Here is a 23,135-nt window from a genome sequence, read left to right as displayed (position 1 = left end):
AACCAAGTGTAACCCAACATTATCCTTTAATGTGGTCGATGTATATTATTAACCGACAACGGTAAATGCGATCGCAAAACCTAAAACGGCGGCGAAAACAATTAAGGCATAGAATTGCGCCCTTCCATTTTCGAGGTATTTTAAGCCTTCTCCACTGATGATAGTTACTAAACCAGTGAGGTTGACTGCACCGTCAACTACTTTATAGTCAACTTCCATGATACCACGAGCGATACGACGGCATCCTTGCACGAATACTTTATCGTAAAATTCATCAAAGTACCATTTATTTAAGGAAAGCTCATATAAAGGCTGGATTTTCTGCGCGATCGACTTATAATCAATTTTATTTTTAAGGTAGCACAAAGAGGCGATCGAAATACCAATTAAAGCGATACCCACAGAGTTACCTCCCATGATGAGAAACTCATTTAAGTCAAAATGATGGGCAACTTCTAACACTTCTTCGTTAGGGGAAGCGATAAACTCCTCAAAACGATTATTCCAAGGCATACCAAGTAAGCCGATAAAAATGGAAGGAATAGCTAACATCATCAGAGGAAATGTCATAGTTAAAGGCGACTCGTGAGGTTTTTCCCCGTGATGCCCTTCACCACTTAAAGCAACACCTGCTTTTTGTAACAATTCCTCTTGAATTTTGTGATCTTTACCTCTAAAATCTCCTTCAAAGGTCATAAAATACATTCTAAACATATAGAATGCCGTTAAACCTGCCGTTAACCAACCCACTAACCACAAAACGGGATTCGCTTCAAAGGCTAACCCTAGAATCTCATCTTTTGACCAAAATCCAGCAAAAGGAGGGATACCACAGATAGCAAGAGTGCCGATAAGGAAGCAACTGGAAGTAATGGGCATATATTTGCGTAAATTCCCCATTAAACGCATATCTTGGGCTAAAACTGGCTCATGCCCCACGACTTCTTCCATACCGTGAATTACTGAACCTGAGCATAAGAATAACATAGCTTTGAAATAAGCATGAGTCATCAGGTGAAATAAACCTGCACTATATGCACCGATACCCATTGCCATCACCATATAACCTAATTGGGAAATAGTGGAATAGGCTAAACCTTTTTTGATGTCATTTTGGGTAATTGCGATCGTAGCACCCAAGAAAGCAGTAAAGCAACCAGTCCAAGAAATCACTGTCATAACTTCAGGAATAGGCTCAAATACAGGGTACATACGGGCAATCAAGAAGACTCCAGCCGCTACCATTGTTGCCGCATGGATTAAAGCAGAGATAGGAGTAGGTCCTTCCATTGCGTCAGGCAACCATACATGGAGCGGAAACTGGGCTGATTTTGCTACAGGTCCTAAAAACACCAAAATAGCAAATAACACCGCTACTCCCCCTGCAAGTTCCCCTGAGCCTACGATTTCGTGAAGTCGATCGCCCATAGGGATAAATTCAAATGTACCAGTTGCCCAATATAAACCAAGCATACCGAGTAATAAACCGAAATCTCCCACCCTATTGACGACAAAGGCTTTCTGACAAGCATCCGCTGCAGGTTTTCGATCGTACCAAAACCCAATCAGTAAGTACGAACATACCCCTACCAATTCCCAGAAGATATATACTTGTACTAGGTTAGGACTGATGACTAAACCCAACATAGAGGCACTAAAGATGCTCAGATAGGCATAAAAACGCACATAACCTGCATCGTGTGCCATATAGCCGTCAGTATAAATCATTACCAGTAAAGCAACGGTGGTAACAATGACGAGCATTAATGAGCTAAGATGATCGATGGTGTAACCCATACTGAGGGTAAAATCCCCGGCACTAGCCCATTCTATCATTTTAGTATAGGGTTCGTGTCCTTGCCATTGACTCCAAAATAGTGCGATCGCCATAGTAAGGCAAACACCTAAAGTAGAGATAATAAAGACAGAGTTAACTTGTCTAAGTTTGTTTGTTGCTTGATTAAAAGAAATTAAGCCGATACCCACTATCATTGAAGAGAGTAGAGGTAGTGTCGGCACTAACCAAGCGTATTCATATAATTTTAAACTATCCATCCTCGTTATTTTTTTATTTATTCATAACGTTTTCATTGTGACATAGGTTGTTTAACTATGAACAATTTTTGCTTGGAAATAAACGAAGGGTGATTACTTCAAAGGGCGCAACATTTCTGATACTTTAATTTTAGCATCAGGAAAATTGAGGAGTTCGATCGAGTCTTGATCGCTTAAAATAATGGTAGTTTCATAATCGCCATTATTTGCTTGTCGATATATATATAGTTGCCGTTGTTTAACATCCAATACCCAATATTCAGGAATATTTGCACTGGCGTAGAGTTGTCGTTTTATTTCTAAGTCTGTTTTTAAGGTGGTGTCGGCTATTTCGATGACGAGATACACTTCTGTAGCTAAGGGGTGTCGATCGTCGTAATCTAAAGGATCATACTTTACTATAGCAATATCAGGTTCAGGTTGCGAAACATCATTAACAATAATTGGTAATTGAAGTCTAATTAAAATTTCATTTAATTGGTTAGTTAATAAGCGATTAGTGCGAGTTATAGCGGCGGCATGAAAACTTCCTTGAGGCGAGATTGTAACAATTTGTCCTTTAATTAATTCTACTTTTTCATCATTAGTCAAAATACCGACTTGTGCCATTAAATTATATTCTCTGACAGTTAAGAGTCTTAAGGGTAAAGAATCTGTGACATTAGTGAGGGAAGATTCGGTGAGTAGCATATTCATGTTCAGACTTTGAATAATATTATAGCTTTTTTTATAACGCAAATTCTTTAGCTAACCTCACGTTATAATAGTAGTAGGAATCTTTAGGCACAAAAGGAGAAAAAGATGAAAATATCTTATAAATTATGCTCTATAGTCGGTTTTACCGCTATTTCTATGATAGTATTTAATGGATTAAATAAACCTATTTTCGCTCAATTTAGAGGACAAGATTCTCAACAATTTTTCGATCGAGGTAATCAATTAATGGAAGAACAAATTCAACAACTTCAACAAGAAAATTTACAACCATCAGAAAAAGAACAAAAAATTAAAGAAGAAAATCTCGAAAGTACATTAGAGATAAAAAAATCTGATGACGTTTCCGTGGAAGAAGTCTCTTCCCCTGATGCTAACGTAGAAGAAAATGTACCAGAATCTCCCAATGATGAGATTGAAATTAAAACTAATTAAAATGTAGAATATTATCCTGTTTTTATCAATATAGTTAGGAACTTTTTTAGTAATTTTTCATCTCAATTAAGTGTATCCTATTTATTAATAAAAACTTAATTGTAAACTATGACATCTAAGCATTTTTATTCCATCGTTAATTTTTCCCTTGTTGCCGTTTCTCTCTCCTTTTTTTCTCCCCCCTCTTTTGCCCAATCCACTCCTGTTGTTTTTAATCAACAACAATGTATTGATGGCTTGGTTAAAGAAGGTTTAAAACAAAATCAGGCTTCTATCTGGTGTAATTCCACTCAAGAATGTTTGAAAGAATCACAAAAACAAGGCTTACCCCCCGAAACGGCTAAAACTGTTTGCAACTGCACTATGAAAGAATATAGAAAGCGATACAGTGCAGAAAAATTTAAGGAGGTAGTAAAGCAATCCCAAACTAACCCTAAAATTGCCAAAGAGTTAAGAGAAGTAGGAGAAAGTTGTTTTGAATCTATTTTATTTGAATAATTGAAAAATCTTACTTATGATGTAAAAGAGTAAATGTTCGATCGAAAGGTTATTTTTTGTCATCTTAATCCATCAAAAAAAAAGAGATATTAAGATATTTGGCAATTTTTAACCTTTTTTATTGCCTATATTATTAATGCTATTTCCTCCTTGATAACTATTTTAAAATAAAGAAAAATTACTTTTCCTTGACAATAGAATAAATTGGTAATCTTTTTTCCCTCAAAAAAATAAAGTAAATTATCCCATGAATCAAACAGAATCTCTTTTTCAATGTCGTCATATATTTCAATCAGCTATGACTGCATTAGGTGTCTTTTTGACGAAGGAGAAAATAGAGGAAATTTCTGACTTGATTATGGAAGGATTAACGGAAAAATGGCGCAATTTTCATACATTTAATCATATTCTCATGTTAACTAATACTGGTGATCCTTTAATTACTTTAGCAGGATTATTTCATGACTTAGTTTACCTTCAAATAGATGAGAAAATTATTTTTAATTATACCCCTTATTTAAACTCTTTTATTATTGAAAAAAAAGATGGTTTTTTCATCAAATCTCAACTTACTTATTCCGATGACTGTTTCTCGATCGTACTTAAAATTTTTGATGTTAATTTAGGAGATAGTTTATCACAATTTAAAGGACAAAATGAGTTTTTAAGTGCTTTAGTAGCAGGTAAAATTTTACAACCTTATTTACCTTTATCTCTGATAACTCGTATCATCACCATGATTGAATTAACTATTCCTTTTCGTCAGACAAAAGATGAAAATGAAACCATCCCTCAACAACTTCAGAAACGGTTAGAAATAGTTAATCAAGAATTTAATTTAGATTTAAGTCAAGCAAATATAATTACTACTATTTGTCAAGCTGTGAAGTTAGCAAATCTTGATGTTAGTGGTTTTGGCACTTCTAATGTTCAAAATTTTCTTAAAAACACATGGTTATTATTACCTGAGACTAATCATTGCTTATATGATAGTCAAAAATATACCATTCAAGATTACCGTTTAGCCTTAGAAAATACCAATAAATTTATTAATTTCATCTCCCCTAATTTAGTCTTTCATCATTATCATAATGAACCAGATTTAATTACTTTTCAAGAGTTAATTAAAAACTGTCAAAATAATCTCGATATTTCTAGGTTATATCTACAAATAAAATTAACCAGTATTGCTTTGTTAGAGGCTTTATCTTTACATTTTTGCCCAAATATTCCTCTCAATTTTTTTTGGAATGTTTCTAATAATGCTAACTTTAAATATGTTTCTATTTTTGATTTTCTTCCGTCAATCTTACCTTATAAACCTCAAAATAACATTGAAAAAATAATTCTTGATTTATTAACTTTTGAGTGTCAAGGTAACATTTTTCCTGATATTTCCCATTCTCTTTTTACTATTTTTATTCTCAATTATATCTCTTTTGAAACCATCGTAAATTATAAATCTCAATGTGATAGTTTTTTTAGTCGTCAACTTACTCCCCAAGATTTTTTATCCCTTTTTCCCCCTAGTTTAATCTCTATTATATCAAGTTCGATCGAGCAATTATTACACCAAAAACAAGACTCTCTCAGATTTCTCAAACATTGGGAAAATCAATAATTCATGAATTAATTTAACTTTCACATATATATAGCTCGATCGAATAGTCAAAACAGCCCCTACTGAGTTAAACTATTTGAGTTCTAAGATAGAATCCCAGAATAAATTAAGCTATATTAGTGAATTTTATTGTACTCTAATGAGGTAGAAAATGGTATTATCAAATCAACAGAAAAACAGTGAAATATCCGTCGATCGAACATCCCCAATTTTTATTATTATAAGTTTAATCTTAATTTGGGCATTAGGGTTTATTATTGATAGAATTTGGTTTAGTTTAGATAATACTATACCCTCTTGGGATCCTTCCGAATATCTCAACGGTACAATGGTATATAAAGAAGCCTTGAAAAACCCTGATTTTTTTAATGGTTCATGGTGGCGAGAATTTTGGTTATTATCCAATAAAGTACCCCCTTTAATGTATATTATTACCTCTCCATTTTTTTTGACATTAGGGGCAAGTGTAGATCATGGTAACTTAGTTTTATCCTTATTTAGTCTCATCTTGTTAATCTGCATCTTTTTTTTAGGAGTCTTATTTTTTAACTCTAAAATTGCATTATTTGCCTGTTTATTAGTGCAGTTAATTCCAGCTTTATATCGTTATCGTCTTGAATTTTTACTTGATTATCCCCTCACTGTTATCGTTATTTTTAGCTTCGTTTGTTTGAGTTACTGGTATTTTACAAAAACAAAATATTCTTGGGGTTTTGCTATTATATCAGGGATTTCTTTTGGCTTAGGGGTAATGTTAAAACAAACCTTTGCCTTCTTCTTATTTTTACCTATTACCTTTGCTTTTATCTCCCTTTTAATTTATAAAAAATGGCACAAATTAACTCAATTAATTGCTAGTTTTGTTGTCTCAATTTTCGTCTTTTTTCCTTGGTATCGTACTAATTGGCTATTAATTTTTACCTCTGGTAAACGAGCCACGATCGACTCTGCTATATTAGAAGGTGATCCACCTTTAAATACCATCGAAGCATGGACTTTTTACGGGGAAGTATTACCCTATTTATTATCATGGCATTTAGTTATTATTCCTTTAATTTGCTTCATCTATTTATTGATTAAATATTATACTAACAAAAGTGAGAAATATAAAAATTTTTGGGCTTATCTTCAAGCTAAATTTTATCAAAACAAAAGAAACTCTAGTAAAAATAATTCTTTAACTATTTTAATAACCCTTTGGTTGCTAGTTTTTTTAGTGGGGGGCTATTTATTATCTTCTCTCAACATGAATAAAGATGCCCGTTATATTTTACCTTTATTACCCATATTAACATTAATCATATCCGCATTAATTTTTAGTTATCAAAGTATTGGAAATAAGATTTTAAAGATATTTATAGTATGCTTATCTTTGGCATTAATGATATTTAATATCTTTCCTTTAGGGGGGGAATTTTTAACAAAAAATCTTAGCCCAGCCATGCAAAATTTTCCTTATATGGATGAGAAATGGGCGACTCCAATGGTTATTCCAAACTCGATCGAGATTACTCCTTATTTAAGAGCTAATATTGGTATTTTACCTTCTACTGCTGAAATTAATCAACATAATATCTCATTTTATGGAGCAATTCCTAACTTTCATGTTTTCGGGAGACAAGTAGGAGTTAGAGAAAAAGAAGTCAATCAAGATGTCAATTCTATGGAGTGGTTTTTACTCAAAACAGGCTATCAAGGTTCGATTCCTGAGAGTCAACCAAAAACAGTGGAATTAGTCGAAAATAATGGAGATTTTTATATAGTTAATCAGTGGCAATTACCCGATGATAGTGAGTTAAAATTATATCGCCGTAAGTTACCTTTTAATGAAGTATTAACCTTAAATAGTCAAGATAGTAAAGTCAGATTAGATGAAGTAATTGTACCCGAAATTTTCCCGTCAGGGCAACCTATTCCTATTACTTATAAATGGTCTGGTTCGTGGGAAAACCTAAATAATGCTATAGTAATTTTAGATTGGAAATCCCTTGACAATGAAGAAAAATGGACACATGATCATCATATTGCTATGGGAAATTTACATCCTAATAAGTTAACATCTGAGCAACTTAATCAAGATTTTCAAGTAATTGAAAATACTGCTATGTTTCCTCCTAATTCTCTCTCGGAAGGAGACTATATTTTAAACGCAACTTACCTTAATTACTCCACAGGTGAAACCGAAGCAATTGTTATTCCCGAAATTAAAGTTACCATTAATAACGATACCCCAATAGAGTCTAACCGAGAGTTAGATTTAGTCTCTCAAATTAGTCAATTTGCGCCTAATTTATCTCAAGGCATTGACGGTTTAACTCCCGTATTTGCTGAAGTTACTCGTATCAATCAATATGATCCCACCCAAGATTATCTAAAGGTGACAGAAAAGGCGATGCAATATCGTTTACAAACGGAGACTAATTTAGATTATTTTTACACTTTACTCCTTTCTCAAGTTTTACAACAAAAAGTTGATAGTGCGATCGAAACTGCCCATAAATTAGTTAAAGAGAATCCCGAAAATGCCTTTAACCATGGCTATTTAAGTTTTCTTTATCTCTATGACTGGAAGGGTAGAGAGGGAGAGGAAGCCTTGCAACCTGCTTTGGAATTAAAGCCAGAGGTGATAGAATTTCAATATCTTAAAGGTGCTAGTGCTTTAATGCAGGGTAATTTGTGGAGAGTCTGGCAATTTTCCCGTCAACTTTAATTTTTTGGTAATGAGGATTTTTCACCCAAAGACGCAAAGGTTGGTGATGTATCATAGTTTTTTGGTGAGGGTTGAAGACAGGAAGACAGGAAGACAGGAAGACAGGAAGACAGGAAGACAGGAAGACAGGAAGCAAGAAGACGGAGAAAGAGCTTTTAACTGTTAACTAATAGTTTATTATAGTTGTTTATACCTACTCACGGGATAAAGGTTGACATTTTTTTTTAAATATGTTAGCTTTTAATGAAGTCGATAACCAAGACTGTTAAAACTATTTAATTTAAAGATTAAATTAAATAAAAAATTAGTTATTATTCAAGATTAATCAATTAATTAGAATAATAAAAGTAGGGTGGGTTACACCCGAATCAACGCTTGTGGACAGTATCAAGCCGACTTGACTGGTAGAAGCAAGAAGTAAACGTCATAGGTAACTATGAGTAAGTTTTATATAACAGGATTGCTATAGATTAATTACCTTAGATAAAATAATTTTAATCACAACAATTATGGTTATATAAATACTTGTTAAAAAAGCATTATAAGTTGTAGATTGAATTGTATATTCTTCTTTCTCTTCATCGGTTTTTGCTTTAGCAAATCTCTTTTTTTTGGTGTCAAAATAAATCAATTGACTGATAATTAGCATCAATAAAATGAAGATTACACCGTCTTGATTCATTAGTAAGCCAATGCCACTTAATAATGTTAAAATACCGCCAATCAACATAAAATTACTCACTAATCGATCGACTTTTTTCTGTTGTAATTGCTCTAAACAAGTATCCATAAATTGAGATTCTTTAGCACTTTTTAAAGCAAACATTCCTCCAGCAATCCAAAATATTCCGAAAAGTTTTAAAAAATTTTCTAACACTAATAATAATGAATTCATTGATTATAAATTACTTAATTTTTCTGCTAAATAATAACTACTTAAAAAAGCTGATTCTACTTTCCCCTTTAAACACCAATCTCCGCATACACCTATCCCATTATCTTCATCTAAATAATAACCTTTTTCGTTCGATCGAACCGGTAAAGCGTAACGCCATAAATGCAAAGATTCATAAAGATTTTCCCCAAATTTTACCTTAAAAATATCTTCCGTATTTTTTTTCATAATTTCTGTTAAAACATCTCTATTTTCTTCTAAATTATCCTCCGCCCAACCAAAATTTGATTGCATAACTATCGCGCCTTTTTCTCCTCGCCATGGTTTACTATCATTCATGGCAACCCAACCTAATACTGGATGTTGGGGAAACTCTACTCCGTCAAAAGAAAGATTAACTTTTGTTGCAGGAATCATCATCAAACTAAAACAAGCATACATATTTAAGGATTCGATAGAACTTGCGATATTGCTATGAGACTTCAGTAAATCATAGGTTTGTGCAGGAGGCGCCGTGACAACCACAAAATTATAGTCTGAGTATTTCTGCCCATTGTCATCAATTAATGTCCAAAATGTGGACTTTTCCAACCCCATAATTCTTGTTTGTAATCGCACTTCTAACCCCATACTTTTACACAGGTTATTCATCCCTACCGAAGCCACATAACGAGGATTTTCTGGGAGAATTGGAGTTAACTTTCCCTCCTGCCAACGGGCAAATTTCCCCTCCCATACAGATATAACTGAATCATAATCTTGTAAAAATTCTTGAAATAAAGGATGTTTTACTGTAAAGTACTGTGTACCATGATCAATATAACCCCAAGATGTCCTACGACTCGACATTCTACCACCAACCCCCCTCGCTTTATCGAAAATATCTACAGACAAACCCTTTTTTTGTAATTCTTTACTAAGGGTTAAACCTGATAATCCTGCACCAATAACGGCTACTTTCATGGTCATAAATTTTAATGATGTGATACGATTAACTAAAATAAATCTTTATTAAAAATTTGAGTTTATATATAGGGATCAAGATAAAACTTACTATTTTTAAGATAAACTAAGTATAATTACTAAAAATAAGTTTAGTTAATCTTTGATTTCAGTAAAAATATTTCGTCTTATTTTTATTTCGATCGAATTGTTTAAATCTTAGATAAAAATAATAATTTTTGTAAAGATTATGTCTCTTTGAGTTATTTATATCGGATAATAAAAATAAAGGGATCAATATATTCGGAGGAATAAGGTTATGAATATCATGAAAATGATTGAAGACATGACAAAATATTTGACAGAGGCTTTTACCCGTATTTTTAGCCCCCCTGAAGAATCCGTACCAGAAATTGGTGTACAACCGTTTGAATGCTCACCCTATAAAGTAAATTCTTCTAGTTAGAAAGAAATTTATTTTTGCTTGATGAAAAAGATAGGACTTAGATTAGGATCAACTTTATAGCTGTTTTTTTCCATTACTTTACGGGTTAATTTTGGATCGAATGTAGTGCTAAAATTTTCCTGTAGTTTTTCAACTCTGGGCTGAATTTTAGCTATTTCTCCATCAATTTCAGCTAGTTTCTCCTGTTGTGCTAAGTGGTAAGGCAATAATTGTTTAATACTAAAAATAGCTAAAAATGAAATTCCTACGTTGACGATAATCTTAAAACTTATCTCGATCGATTGCTCAATATTAGCTCTTTTTTGTTGTATTTGTTCTTTTTTTAATGCCCTATTCGCCATCACGGATTCTGCATGACGATGATTTTTGATTCTTGTGTTTGGTAGAGGAATTTGAGAATTCATAGGTGATATTTACAAAAAATGAATTGTTAACGATTAATTATCCACGATTAATTATTCATATTAACCAATTGTTGTTGAATTTGCTGAATCCTTTGTACCATAATATCCCAATTGTCATCAAACATTAACTTTTCAGGAAATAAGTCGGTAGATAGTCCTACAGCGATCGAACCTGCTTTAATATAATCCATAGCATTATCCATGGTGACTCCCCCCGTCGGAATTAGAGGAATATGGGGTAACGGCGCCCGAATATTCTTAATATAGTTAACCCCCCCCAAGCTAGAAATGGGGAAAACCTTAACCACTTTTGCACCTCCATTAAACGCCGTCATAATTTCCGTCGGAGAAAACGCCCCCGGAATCAGGGGAATCTTCCATTGATGAGCTAATTGAAGCAAATTGAAGTCATAATGAGGACTAAAACAAAATTGTACCCCAGCATCGATCGATCTCACTAAATCATCTTGAGAAAGAATTGTACCAGTACCGATATAACAATGGGGTAATTCCTCCCTTAAACTAGAAATTAAACTATCAGCTTGATAACTATTCCAAGTAATCTCGATTAACCTAACTCCACCTTTTGCCAAAGCATGGGCTTTTTTTTTTCCTATATTCAAATCATTCGATCGAATTACACCAATTAATCGATGAGTGCGTAAAATAGATAACCAATTATTTAACATAGTAACTAGGGAATGGAGAATTGAAAATGGAGAATGGAGAATAGAGAATAGAGAATGGAGAATGGAGAATGGAGAATGGAGAATTGAAAATGGGAAGTTAAAATTATTGATGCACAAAAAATAAAAATTGATTATTATTCATCAATAATTAATAATTGATCTGTAGTAAATTCTTTAGGAAAAAGCAACGTGAAAATACTGGTGCTATCATGGGAGTTTCCGCCAAGAATCGTGGGAGGCATCGCACGTCATGTAGCAGAATTATACCCTGAGATTGTCAAATTAGGTCATGATGTTCATTTAATTACCCTTGAATTTGGTAATGCCCCAAAATTTGAGATAGTGGAAGGTATCAAAATTTATCGTATTTGTGTACCCCCTGACGATAATTTTTTTCAATGGGTTGCTCATATGAATGATATTATGAGAACTACTGCAGAAAATTTAATCAATAATATAGGTACATTTGACCTAATTCATGGTCATGATTGGTTAGTGGCAGATAGCGCCATCGCTTTGAAACATCGTTTTAAAATTCCCCTCATTGGCACTATTCACGCTACAGAATATGGGCGACATAATGGTATTCATAATGAAACCCATGCCTATATTGCCAGTAAAGAAGGAAATCTCGTTTATGAATCATGGCGAGTGGTTGTTTGTAGCCTTTATATGCGGAATGAAATTCATCGAGCTTTGGGTTGTCCTTGGGATAAAATTGATATAGTCTATAACGGTATTAGACCAGAAAAGAAAGTTCGATCGTCCAATGTTGACTATTGGCAATTTAGGCGTAAATTTGCCAGAGATGACGAAAAAATCATTTACTATGTGGGTAGGATGACGTATGAAAAAGGGATTCATGTTTTATTAAACGCCGCACCAAAAATATTATATGCCCTTGAAGATAAAGCCAAATTCGTCATCATTGGCGGAGGAAACACTAATTATATTAAAGACTTAGCCCATAATTTAGGAATATGGGAACGATGTTATTTTACTGGTTTTATGTCCGATGATGATCTCAATCTTTTTCAAACCGTTGCTGATTGTGCCGTTTTTCCTAGTTTATATGAGCCTTTTGGCATTGTTGTCTTAGAAAGTTTTGCTTCACGAGTCCCCGTAGTTGTCTCGGATACAGGTGGGCTTCCAGAAGTGGTCAGACATGGGCAAACAGGAATAGTCACTCAAGCCAATAACATTGACTCTTTAGCATGGGGAATATTAGAAGTATTAAGAAATAAAGACTATGCCAAATTATTAGTAGAAAATGCCTATGATGACTTAGATAAACGTTTTCAGTGGGCAAAATTAGCACAACAAACCGTTGCTATTTATGGCATGGTTTTACGTCAAAGACAAGCTAGTACATGGTAATTTTACTACAAACAAGTTCGATCGAGCTTTTTCTGGGCGAAGGCATAACTTGAGTTTAGTGAAGGTAGGCAAAAGGCAACTGTACATTTTGCAACATCAGATTATAACCTTGATGAGTATAATTTATCATGACGAGAAGTAACAGAGCCTTAATTGTTATTTTATAAGGGAAAATGGGCAAAATAATGACATCAATTTAGATTTGAAGACCACCAATGATAAAATACTGCCATGAATAATAATGATAATTATATTTATCCAGAACTATTAGGAGAAATAAATAAAGATTTATTGAGAAATTTTAGGGAATATTTATTTTTGATTGAAAAACAGTTATTATCCTTAGATTCTTTGGCTTTAACGGAACAAAAATTAGTAGTTAAGGAGATATTTTATACTACCTATCAATTAAGAGATTATGCTAATCTATTACCTTATCAACCACTGCAAAATATTTTATATAGTTTGGAAAATAACTTAATTACTATCCAAAGTAATGAATTAACAATTAATCGAAACTTACTAATTTTAATTAGCAATATATTTGAGGAAATAATTAAATTTATTGAAGGGCTAGAAAATGAGACTTTACCCATTAAACATATTTACAATATTTTGCGAACTACTAAGAATCATATTTTAATTTTAGAAGATTATTTAAACAAAGAAATACAGAAACCTTTATCTATCACTTTACCCGCACCTCCACCGTCATCAATATTAACTTTTTCAGATTATATCAATCAGTGTTATCGACTCGATCGAACTTTTGAATTTATTGATGGAAAACAAAAAGAAGTTAAACAAAATCGATTTCAAAAATATATTATTCGTTTATTAATATGGACTTTTGAAGAAGAAATTAAACGTTTAAAATTACCGTATAAAGTAGCAAAAAATTTAATTATTCGTACCGTTTATAATCAAGATAAACAAAGGGGAAGAGTTTCTCATCTTGCCGTGATAAACGAAGATATATGGCGGAATAATATCTCTGTATATGGTGCTATTATTGAACCACCAGAATTAGTGATTGAGGTAATTTCTGCTAATTGGCGACGGAATTATCTTTACAAAGTAAAAGAGTATCAAAAATTTGGGGTAAAAGAATATTGGCTTATAGATTATTTAGGGAGTTTTGTGAGTAATGCTTTAGGTAAATCTCCTATACCTACTATCATCATATATCAGTCAATTAATGATAAATACAAGGTTAATTTTTTCTCTCAAGATAATAAGTTACGATCGACTATTTTTCCTGAATTAAGTTTAACTATTAATCACCTTATTAAAGTAGAATAATTAATAACTGACGTTACCCAAAGATAGATTGTCTTCCAAGTCATTAATCATCTATTTTTATACGCAATCGGCATTTTCCAACCAGTACCGAATGCTCGATCGGTCATTTTGAGTACAGGAGGAGCTTGTTTTCGTTTAAACTCAGCACGATCGACTAATTTTATTACTTTTTTAATTAGCTTTAAATTATGACCAGATTTTTCAATATTATCAACGGATTGATGTTGATTAATATAACGCTCTAAAATGTCGTCTAAAATATCATAGGGTGGTAAAGAATCTTCGTCTTTTTGATTCGGTTTTAACTCAGCACTAGGGGGCTTTATGAGAATATTATTAGGAATTATTTCCCCATTTTTATTAAGCCATTTACAGATATTAAATACCTTCGTTTTTGGTACATCTCCAATCACCGCTAAACCTCCATTCATATCTCCATAAAGGGTACAATATCCTACTGCCATCTCGGATTTATTCCCCGTTGATAATAATAAATAACCGAATTTATTTGCGATCGCCATTAATAAAGTTCCCCTAATTCTCGACTGCAAATTTTCTTCAGCAATGCCAAATTCTGTATTTTTAAACAGAGGATTTAACATCAAATCAAAGCTATTCATCCCCTCTTGAATGGGGATTATTTCACTTTTTATACCTAAATTTTTAACTAAATTTTCCGCATCAATGATAGAATGATCTGAGCTATAAGGGGAAGGCATTAACACCCCAAAAACATTATCTTTTCCTAACGCAGAAACCGCAATAGTTGCCACTAAAGCCGAATCAATACCACCACTTAAACCTAAAATTGCTTTAGAAAAACCGCATTTTTGAGCATAATCTTTGACTCCTAATACTAAGGCTTGATACATTTCTTCTTCTTCTCGATCGAACAAATTATGAATATAATTAGATGATAAATCCCGATTATTTTGATCTAAATTAAGATAAATTAAATCTTCTTCATAGGGGAAACATCGAGCAATTACGTCACCTTTTTTATTTAATCCACAACTAAAACCATCAAAAATTAAATCATCATTTCCACCTACTTGATTAACGTAAATAATGGGTATTTGATATTTAGTAACAATATGTTTTAATAATTCTTCTCTAAGTTTTTGTTTCCCTACAATATAAGGAGAAGCAGATAAGTTAACGATTAAATCAACCCCTTCATTAACTAAGTCTTGAATGGGATTTACTGCATAGCTTTTTTTTCCCCAAAATTGCTCATCATTCCACAAATCCTCGCAAATTGTTATCCCAATTTTGACACCATCTAAGGTAAAAAAATTAACCTCATTTCCTGCACTAAAATATCTATCTTCTTCAAACACATCATAAGTGGGTAAAAGTCTTTTATGGTAGATTTGGTGAATTTTACCATTATTGATTAAAGCTACACTATTATAAAGGGGTTTTTTACCCTGTTCATGGGCGAGGGTGTTAAAAGTCACTGTACCCACTAAAACATGAATTTCGGGGGGAATTTCTTGGGCTAGTTGCTGTAATTGATACCCCATATCATCAATAAAACTTTGCTGTAAAAGTAAGTCTCTAGGGGGATAACCACAAAGGGATAATTCAGGGGTTATCAATAATTTTGCTCCTTTTTTGACGGCTAATTCGGCTTTTTCTCGAATTTTCTGGGCATTATTAGCAATATCTCCGATTATCGGGTTTAATTGTACGATCGAAATTTTCATGATTTTTGAAAATAAAAAATAATATCAAATTTATTTGAATCAAAGTTTTGAATAATAACTAGATTATTTATGTAAAATTATGCTATTTATACTATTATTTTATTCTTGAGGATTCCAAAAATTTAAGTTTTTAAATCTACTAAAATCTCGATAATTTAGAGTCCAAATAGGGGAATTATATTTTTGAGAAATTAAAATAACCGTAGCATCTTCTAAACTTCCTTCCCAGTCTGTTAATGATTGAATCATTAGATATAATTTTTTTATATCTTCATCTTCTAAAGTAACTGAATATAAACTATTTTCCATAACAGAAAGAGTTTTTTTTGCTAGTAAATTACCGCCCCTATGTAGCAACCATTTATAAACTTCAAAAATAATAGGAATTGGTGTAATTAACTGAGTTTTATTTTGATTTAATTCTATAAATCCTTTTATTGCTGATTGATGGTAACTATCTTTCTGATAAAATAAAGCAATTAAAGGCCCAGCATCTAAAATTAATTGTTTCAATATTGATAATCCTCCGCATTTTCAGAGGCTTCTCTTGGAGCTTCTTTAATGATTCCTGCTAATTCTAAAAGTAGAGAAATATCTTTCTCTGCTAATTTCATTTCTAATGCTTCTTGAATAAGATTAGAGAAACTTTTGTCAGGAGTTTTTTTTAAATATTCTTCTACTTTTTGATCTAAAGATTCTGAAAGATAAATTGTTCTTTTCATTTTTTTACCTAATCATATTTTTATCATCCTATCTAATTTTTTATTTTTTATCAACTAAGTTAAATATTCACATTTTTCCCTTATTAAAATATTTTTGTAGGCAGTCTTGATTAAAGTATTTATTTTCAAAATGGTGGGCATTGCCCACCCTACTTTCTCTCATCAAAATACTATAAGGTAATATCTAATTATAATTGACTGAGGATTTCTCGATCGAGACTAAAATCTAAATCAACTTTGTCTCTCCCTGATGGTAAATAATCATTTTCAAAGGACTCTTTTAAACCAGAAACGAGATCATATTTAGGAGTCCAATGTAAGTCTTTTTGAGCTTTAGAAATATCAGCAAAAAAGTGTTGAACTCTGATGGGAAAAGCCTTTCTTTTTCCTAAATTAAACTTAGTTGGATCATAATATTTTAGCTCTATTTCAGAGAGATTTTTGCCCACGGCTAAAGCACAACTTTGAGCTAATCCTTTAAAGGTGACATATCGATCGCCCGAAATGTTGTATATTTGTCCAATAGCCTGAGCATTACCTAACACTTTACTCATTGCTATAGCTAAATCTTCCACATGACCAAATTGAGTGAAATGTAAACCACCATAGGGGATTAAAATAGGTAAATTGCGCACAATTCGATCGAAAAACCAAGCCTCTAAATCATTATAATTGCCCGAACCATAAATATACACAGGGCGAATAGAAGTAAAAGGAATCCCCTCATCTTGCAAATATTGTTCTGTTTCGTGTTTCCCCTTGTGGCGACTTTGTGGGTCAACGGGATCATCTTCACGGTGAGGCATTTGCTCCGATGGTAAATATACCCCTGCTGAACTAACATAGATAAAGTGAGAAATCTGATCTTTGAATAACTCGACTAACGGTTGAGTATCACTTAATTCTCGTCCATTATTGTCGAAAATAGCATCAAATTTTTCCCCTTTTAACTTCTCCTTCATGGATTCTATATCTTTTCGATCGCACGATATTTGTTTAATACCCTCCACAGGAGCAGATTTATTGCCACGATTAAACAAAACAACTTCATGTCCTTGAGCCACGAGAATTTTAGTCAAAGCGACACCGATAAAACGAGTGCCTCCCATAATCAGAATACGCATATAAATTAACTTGTGTTATCTAAATTTTTTCGTTAAAGCAAAGGAATCAATTATTAATTCTCCATTCTCCATTCTCCATTCTCCATTATTCCTTATGACTGACTCCCAACACAACCTCTTTTTTCGCCCCCGTCACACAGGGTAAATTACCAGCAAAATTATGGACGTGCCAATAGGCTAAAATAGCAAATGCGATCGATTCTTTAAACTCACTACTAATACCCAATTCATCGCTAGTCAACAAATGAGTATCCAGAAGATAAGACTGTAAGCGCTCGATAAGATAACTATTACGACTTCCTCCCCCTGCTAAAATTACCTCATGGGGAAGAGAAGGTAAAAACCGATGGTAACTATCGGCAATGGAAGCCACCGTTAACTCCGTGATGGTAGCTAACCAATCAGCATCACTTAAATTATAATGTTGGGCATCTTGACGACAATGCGCTAAATAATGATGTCCAAATAACTCTCTACCCGTAGATTTAGGCGGTTTATGATGGAAAAAGTCTTGTTTTAACCACTGTTTTACTAAGGGTTGACAAGGCTTTCCTTGACGACTCCAATCACCATTAAAATCGAAAGTTTGTTGATTATCCGTCAATTCTTGTACTGCTAAATCTATTAAAGCATTCCCCGGACCCGTATCCCAACCGATAATTTTTTCCTGCCATTGGGGGGTATGGGTAGAAGGTAAATAAGTAGCGTTACCGATACCGCCAATATTTTGTAAACAACGACTATGACGAGGATGATGATATAAACATAGATCAATTTTAGACACAAGGGGCGCACCTTGTCCTCCTAGGGCAATATCAGCAACTCGAAAGTTGTTAATAGTTTGAATACCAGTTTTTTGGAAGATGACATCTCCTCTCCCTAATTGCAAACTATAGCCTAATTCGTTTTTGTGGGGCGGTTGATGATAGACTGTTTGACCATGTGAACCGATTAAGTCAATTTTCGTGTTTTTGGGGATAATGTTAATCACGGCTTGGGCAAATTCCAGCGCGATCGCATGATCTAGTTGAGCAAACTCAGCCATAGTCAAGGATTTGCCCTCACACACTGCTAAAATTTGACTACGCAAAGCAGAAGAATAAGGGAAAGTTTGCCCTACTAATAAGTTTACTTTTAAATCTAATCCCTGCCCTTGAATATCCACTACGGAGGCATCAATGCCATCTACCGAAGTGCCACTCATTAAACCCACAACTATCATATTTTTGTTATTTTACTCTAAAAATTTTCTCAATTTCCTGTTGCTTCTTGCCTTAACTATCTTATAATTTTTATAAACATTACGAAAACTTACAAGTGCCACTAAATTATTTATTTTAGTTTCGAGCTTTAATATATCTCTTGCAAAATAAAAAAATAAAATCTATTTGAGGGTGGAAAACATAAATTTCTTAACTTATTACTCATTACTCGACTTCTTGCAGAAGTCTAATATTATTTTTTGTTTTTGGGATCGATCGCTTCTAATTCTGATAACCTAAAGGTGATAAGTTTATCCCAGTTTCCCCCTTCAAATAACACTGCGGCTTTGCCATCGGTTACTCTTTGCACTAAACCTTCAAAACGGTAGTAAATATCATCGGCGTTTGTTACTGTCACTATTGTACCGGGTAAAATTATCATAATATTTTCAGTTAATTAATTTTATAGGTTTTCTTTTGTCTATTTATTTTACTCGATCGAAGTTCATTCCTTCAGACAGAGAAAGAGGATTTACTCAGATATTGCTACTACCCAAAAATTGACTGTTTAGGGGAGTAATAAGTAATGAGTAATGAGGAAGTTAATCAATAACCCACCATGTAATGAATTACACGTCTAATAATATCACGTTCAATAAATTGAACTCAACATCTTTGAAGGTGGGTAACATTCTTAATTCTTAATTCTTAATTCTTAATTCTTAATTCTTAATTCTTAATTCTTAATTCTTAATTGTTTATAACACTTTTTCAAAGGGTAAACTAGGACAAAAATTGATTATTTCTTCTCCAGAAAGTGAGGCTGAAAACAACATTCCTTGCATTTCTTCACAACCTAAATTCACTAATATATCCCGTTGGGTTTCTGTATTAATACCTTCTCCAATTATTTTTACATTTAAAGCATTTCCTAAGCTGATTATACTATAAATTAGTGGTCTTTTTGGTGAATTATCTTCTAAATCTTTTGTTAAGGAATCTGATATTTTTAGGGTAGTAAATTTTACTTTATTATTATCTAATTCGTTGAATTTAACTACATCAAAATCAAATAAAGAAAATAAGATTCCTAATTCTTTTAATTTCACTAAATTTTCTTCTACTAATTTTAGATCAAATACTTCTCGATCGCAAATAATATCTAACTCTAAATTCATTAATTTTTTCTCTGTAATTATTTTAACTAAAGAATCAACAAATATCGTATCTAGTAAACAAGAAAGCAGTATTTTAATGCTTATGCTTGGAGCAACAATACCATTTTTCTCCCATGTTTTTATATCTTCAGCAATTTTATTTAACCATTGGTATATCAAATTAGAGGTTAAGCTAATGGCAGAAGCTGTGGTTAATATCGGTACATCTGTTAATTTTTCTTCCTGATCATTTTCTATGGAAATAGTACTATTGAGAGTAAAAAATTCTAGGTTTTGAGTATTAATAATAGGATTATATTTTACTAATAAATTTTGAGTTTGAAGAGTTTCAAAAACTAATTTATCTAATCTTCTTGGTTCATCAATTAATGAAGGACTATAATATTGATAATTATTCACAGATTGATGATAACTTGATTCTAAAGCCTTTGATGCTTTTTTTAACAATTCTTGAATATTATTACCATCTTGAGGATGAATACTTACACCAAAATTCACTGTCATTAAAAAACTTTGGTTTTCTCTTGTCCATGTTTTATTAATATTTGTTAAAATATCTTTAATAATTCGATCGACTTTATCATTATTTTTAGCTTCCTCAATCATAATAATATACTCATCATCAGACCATTTTGCCATAGTATCTCCTGCTGAAAGAGTATTTTTTATCTGCTTAACAACATCTTGTAGTAATCTTCCTTCACTGTCAATATTTAGACTCTCAATAATATCTTTCCAATTATTAAGACGTAGCTTGATTATACCTAAATCATCTTGTTTAATTTTGTTATATCCTAAAGATAATGATAATTGTTCAATAAATAATCTCTTATTTGGTAAATTACTCACTGAATCATGATTAGTTTGAAAACGAATAGCATCTTCAATTTTTTTCAAATTATTAATATTTTGGACTGAAACAAATAAAGATTTTTTATTATTATAAATAACAGGATTACAATGAACTAAAACATAAACTAAATTCCCATCTTTTTTTCTATGGATAGATTCTTTGGTAATAGCAATATTATAATTATTGATAATCTCAAGATCATAATCAATTATATCTTTTTCTAATACCCATAAATCTTCAATTGTTAAACTAATAAGATCAGAAAAAGGATAGTCAACTATCTCACTATAACTTGAATTAGCCGTTAAAATTTTGTGACTTTCTAAATCAATAATCAAAATACCTTCAGCAACTAACTCAAATTTTTCTAAGTCTTGGTTTTTAATTATTGGTAAACTTAAAGTAATATTATTTATATTATCCGTTTCTTGAGTAAAAATAGAAACCTGTTTTTCAGGATTGGTACTAAAAAAAGTTTTGGTTTCTAAATCGATAATATCGTATTTTGCTTTAACTTCTATGCCACCAAAAAATATTACATCTCCCGGTTTTAAGGCATGGCATAAACATTGTTTTCCATTAACATAAATGCCATTTGTACTTCTATTTCCTTTTAAATCTCCATCGACAATCCAAAAAAGATTTTCTCCTTGATTACTATCTTTTTGAGATGAATAAGTAACTTTAATTAAACTACTATGATTTCTTGAAATTACTCGATGATTAATAATTAAAGAATTAGTGGAATTTCGCCCAATAGAATAGCTATTTTTATCGAGAAAAAAATTTTTTTTCCAATTTCCTGATTCTACGGCTAATATATGTCGAATGGAGTTATTCTTATTCATTAAGTCTTGTCACCTTTTGTGTTCTACACTTGATTAATTATTGACTGTTATAATAAAGTTAATCATAAATCAAAACTATGGACTAATTCAATCTACAATAGAAGATAATATAACGATCGTATTTAAGTTATCAGATTTTCAGGGGAAATATTCCCCCTTTGGAATTGAGAATTAATCTATATTAGAATTAACACTTCCAATTTAATTTCATCTTTTTTCTTTTTAAATTACCCCATGTTGTTTAGTCTATATTGTAAATATTAACAAGCAACTCCGTTATATTTTTCATTTTATATTTTATAAGTAATCAAGATTGTCATTTAAACAGTAGAAGATAGAAACATAGGAAGATAAAAAGCAAAACTTACTATCTATCGATGAAAATTGAATCAATTTTAAATTCTAGCAAAATTCTAATAAAGATTATAGATAATTTTTATTAATTCTAAATTATACAATTTATTTTGAGTCGGTACTTCTTTCTTTATCTGTAAGTTAGGCATCAAAAAACATCTAAATTTATCAAATTTGTAGTTTATAAATATATTAGTTACATATTTATAAACATTAGCAATTGTCAGAAAAACTTGAATATTATGGTAGCAACTAAAATGAATGAGGTTTATCGAGTCTTAGAATGTCGTCCTGACAGTTATCAAGGATGGTATAATCAAGCTAGTCAATTAAGAGAACGTAATTTATGTCAAGATGCTTTATATAGTTATGAAAGGGCGATCGAATATCATCCTCAGGACTATTTTGCATGGTATTATCGAGGAAAAGTATTAGAAGAATTAACAAGATATAAAGAAGCTATTGTGAGTTTGCACACTGCCTGTGATATTGAGCCTGATAATTATTGGGGGTGGTATGATCAAGGATATATATGGCAGAAAAGATTAGAAAATCATGGGGAAGCCATAAAATGTTTTCACTGCGCATTAAATCACAAACCTCGTGATTATTGGGCAACTTTTCGCTTAGGAAAATCTTACTATCATCAACAGAAATATTTACCCGCTTTAGATTATATCCAAAAAGCCTTAAATCTTCGTCATCACGATTATTGGAGTTACTACTGGCAAGGGGAATGTCAACAAATGTTGAAACAGTGGGAAAACGCCAAGCAAAGTTATCTACAGGCTTTAGCTATCAAACCTGATGACTATTGGGCATTATTGCAGATGGCGACGATTTATCAAAGACAATGTCTATATGGAGATGCCATTATCTACTATGAAAAACTCCGAGAAGTCTATGAGGTTGAGGAAAAAACTTTACAACAATTAGCTACTTGTTATCAAATTTTAGGGATGAGAAGAATTAAGAATTGAGAATTAAGAATTGAGAATTAAGAATTGAGAATTAAGAATTAAGAATTAAGAATTGAG

Annotated in this window: 21 protein-coding genes; 8 read left to right on the top strand and 13 right to left on the bottom strand. The window is 32.1% G+C overall.

Annotation, left to right across the window (positions count from 1 at the left end; all coding sequences use genetic code 11):
* Positions 1 to 48: 48 nt before the first annotated feature.
* Both SYN6308_RS19680 and SYN6308_RS19675 read right to left on the bottom strand, forming a co-directional pair.
* Entirely contained in the window at positions 49 to 2,055 is a 2,007-nt protein-coding gene (locus tag SYN6308_RS19680; protein WP_017296176.1) for an NAD(P)H-quinone oxidoreductase subunit 5, read from the bottom strand.
* A 93-nt stretch (positions 2,056 to 2,148) separates the two neighbouring features.
* On the bottom strand, positions 2,149 to 2,751 hold the full coding sequence (locus tag SYN6308_RS19675; protein WP_017296175.1) for a Uma2 family endonuclease: 603 nt from the start codon (positions 2,749 to 2,751) through the stop codon (positions 2,149 to 2,151).
* A 105-nt stretch (positions 2,752 to 2,856) separates the two neighbouring features.
* On the opposite strand from SYN6308_RS19675, the gene SYN6308_RS19670 reads away from it, so the two are divergent.
* The 4 genes from SYN6308_RS19670 to SYN6308_RS19655 all read left to right on the top strand — a co-directional run bounded on the left by SYN6308_RS19670 (position 2,857) and on the right by SYN6308_RS19655 (position 8,033).
* A complete protein-coding gene (locus tag SYN6308_RS19670) occupies positions 2,857 to 3,204 on the top strand; it encodes a hypothetical protein (protein WP_017296174.1) in 348 nt (115 codons plus the stop codon).
* Positions 3,205 to 3,312: 108 nt separating this feature from the next.
* The gene (locus SYN6308_RS19665) at positions 3,313 to 3,702 is read left to right on the top strand and encodes a hypothetical protein (RefSeq protein WP_017296173.1); all 390 of its coding nucleotides are present in this window, start codon (positions 3,313 to 3,315) and stop codon (positions 3,700 to 3,702) included.
* Between the two features lie 247 nt (positions 3,703 to 3,949).
* On the top strand, positions 3,950 to 5,323 hold the full coding sequence (locus SYN6308_RS19660) for a hypothetical protein (protein ID WP_017296172.1): 1,374 nt from the start codon (positions 3,950 to 3,952) through the stop codon (positions 5,321 to 5,323).
* Positions 5,324 to 5,474: 151 nt separating this feature from the next.
* A complete protein-coding gene (locus SYN6308_RS19655) occupies positions 5,475 to 8,033 on the top strand; it encodes a glycosyltransferase family 39 protein (RefSeq protein WP_017296171.1) in 2,559 nt (852 codons plus the stop codon).
* A gap of 463 nt (positions 8,034 to 8,496) precedes the next feature.
* Here SYN6308_RS19655 and SYN6308_RS19645 read toward each other — a convergent pair whose 3' ends face one another.
* Together SYN6308_RS19645 and SYN6308_RS19640 are read right to left on the bottom strand one after the other, a co-directional pair.
* Positions 8,497 to 8,928, bottom strand: a complete 432-nt coding sequence (locus tag SYN6308_RS19645; protein WP_017296169.1) for a hypothetical protein — start codon at positions 8,926 to 8,928, stop codon at positions 8,497 to 8,499.
* Positions 8,929 to 8,931: 3 nt separating this feature from the next.
* A complete protein-coding gene (locus SYN6308_RS19640) occupies positions 8,932 to 9,897 on the bottom strand; it encodes an NAD(P)/FAD-dependent oxidoreductase (RefSeq protein ID WP_017296168.1) in 966 nt (321 codons plus the stop codon).
* Positions 9,898 to 10,189: 292 nt separating this feature from the next.
* Here SYN6308_RS19640 and SYN6308_RS25215 point away from each other — a divergent pair, with 292 nt between their 5' ends.
* Complete coding sequence (locus tag SYN6308_RS25215) at positions 10,190 to 10,336, top strand: hypothetical protein (protein WP_017296167.1); 147 nt, start codon at positions 10,190 to 10,192, stop codon at positions 10,334 to 10,336.
* A gap of 8 nt (positions 10,337 to 10,344) precedes the next feature.
* Here the strand turns inward: SYN6308_RS25215 and SYN6308_RS19630 are convergent, their stop codons facing one another.
* Positions 10,345 to 10,740 (bottom strand): slr1601 family putative cell division protein, encoded by a 396-nt coding sequence (locus SYN6308_RS19630; RefSeq protein ID WP_017296166.1) that lies wholly within the window; start codon positions 10,738 to 10,740, stop codon positions 10,345 to 10,347.
* A 47-nt stretch (positions 10,741 to 10,787) separates the two neighbouring features.
* Positions 10,788 to 11,429, bottom strand: coding sequence for a bifunctional 4-hydroxy-2-oxoglutarate aldolase/2-dehydro-3-deoxy-phosphogluconate aldolase (locus SYN6308_RS19625; RefSeq protein WP_017296165.1), 642 nt, complete (start codon positions 11,427 to 11,429; stop codon positions 10,788 to 10,790).
* 189 nt (positions 11,430 to 11,618) lie between these two features.
* Between SYN6308_RS19625 and SYN6308_RS19615 the strand changes: the two genes are divergently transcribed.
* Together SYN6308_RS19615 and SYN6308_RS19610 are read left to right on the top strand one after the other, a co-directional pair.
* Complete coding sequence (locus SYN6308_RS19615; protein ID WP_026102185.1) at positions 11,619 to 12,806, top strand: glycosyltransferase family 4 protein; 1,188 nt, start codon at positions 11,619 to 11,621, stop codon at positions 12,804 to 12,806.
* Between the two features lie 231 nt (positions 12,807 to 13,037).
* Entirely contained in the window at positions 13,038 to 14,108 is a 1,071-nt protein-coding gene (locus tag SYN6308_RS19610) for a Uma2 family endonuclease (protein WP_017296162.1), read from the top strand.
* A 47-nt stretch (positions 14,109 to 14,155) separates the two neighbouring features.
* Here the strand turns inward: SYN6308_RS19610 and SYN6308_RS19605 are convergent, their stop codons facing one another.
* The 7 genes from SYN6308_RS19605 to SYN6308_RS19575 all read right to left on the bottom strand — a co-directional run bounded on the left by SYN6308_RS19605 (position 14,156) and on the right by SYN6308_RS19575 (position 21,744).
* Positions 14,156 to 15,817, bottom strand: coding sequence for an NAD+ synthase (locus tag SYN6308_RS19605; protein WP_017296161.1), 1,662 nt, complete (start codon positions 15,815 to 15,817; stop codon positions 14,156 to 14,158).
* A 99-nt stretch (positions 15,818 to 15,916) separates the two neighbouring features.
* A complete protein-coding gene (locus SYN6308_RS19600; RefSeq protein ID WP_017296160.1) occupies positions 15,917 to 16,330 on the bottom strand; it encodes a type II toxin-antitoxin system VapC family toxin in 414 nt (137 codons plus the stop codon).
* Entirely contained in the window at positions 16,327 to 16,539 is a 213-nt protein-coding gene (locus SYN6308_RS19595; RefSeq protein ID WP_017296159.1) for a hypothetical protein, read from the bottom strand. The genes SYN6308_RS19600 and SYN6308_RS19595 overlap by 4 nt, the downstream gene beginning before the upstream one ends.
* Positions 16,540 to 16,727: 188 nt before the next feature.
* A complete protein-coding gene (locus SYN6308_RS19590) occupies positions 16,728 to 17,663 on the bottom strand; it encodes an NAD-dependent epimerase/dehydratase family protein (RefSeq protein ID WP_017296158.1) in 936 nt (311 codons plus the stop codon).
* Positions 17,664 to 17,748: 85 nt separating this feature from the next.
* Positions 17,749 to 18,885, bottom strand: coding sequence for an anhydro-N-acetylmuramic acid kinase (locus SYN6308_RS19585; protein ID WP_017296157.1), 1,137 nt, complete (start codon positions 18,883 to 18,885; stop codon positions 17,749 to 17,751).
* Between the two features lie 233 nt (positions 18,886 to 19,118).
* A complete protein-coding gene (locus SYN6308_RS19580) occupies positions 19,119 to 19,307 on the bottom strand; it encodes an NAD(P)H dehydrogenase subunit NdhS (protein ID WP_017296156.1) in 189 nt (62 codons plus the stop codon).
* 316 nt (positions 19,308 to 19,623) lie between these two features.
* Positions 19,624 to 21,744 (bottom strand): EAL domain-containing protein, encoded by a 2,121-nt coding sequence (locus tag SYN6308_RS19575; RefSeq protein ID WP_017296155.1) that lies wholly within the window; start codon positions 21,742 to 21,744, stop codon positions 19,624 to 19,626.
* A 596-nt stretch (positions 21,745 to 22,340) separates the two neighbouring features.
* Between SYN6308_RS19575 and SYN6308_RS19570 the strand changes: the two genes are divergently transcribed.
* The gene (locus SYN6308_RS19570) at positions 22,341 to 23,078 is read left to right on the top strand and encodes a tetratricopeptide repeat protein (RefSeq protein ID WP_017296154.1); all 738 of its coding nucleotides are present in this window, start codon (positions 22,341 to 22,343) and stop codon (positions 23,076 to 23,078) included.
* Positions 23,079 to 23,135 lie beyond the last annotated feature (57 nt).

The organism is Geminocystis herdmanii PCC 6308 (assembly GCF_000332235.1).
GTDB classification, from domain to species: domain Bacteria; phylum Cyanobacteriota; class Cyanobacteriia; order Cyanobacteriales; family Cyanobacteriaceae; genus Geminocystis; species Geminocystis herdmanii.
This window is presented reverse-complemented; position numbering and strand designations above follow the sequence as displayed.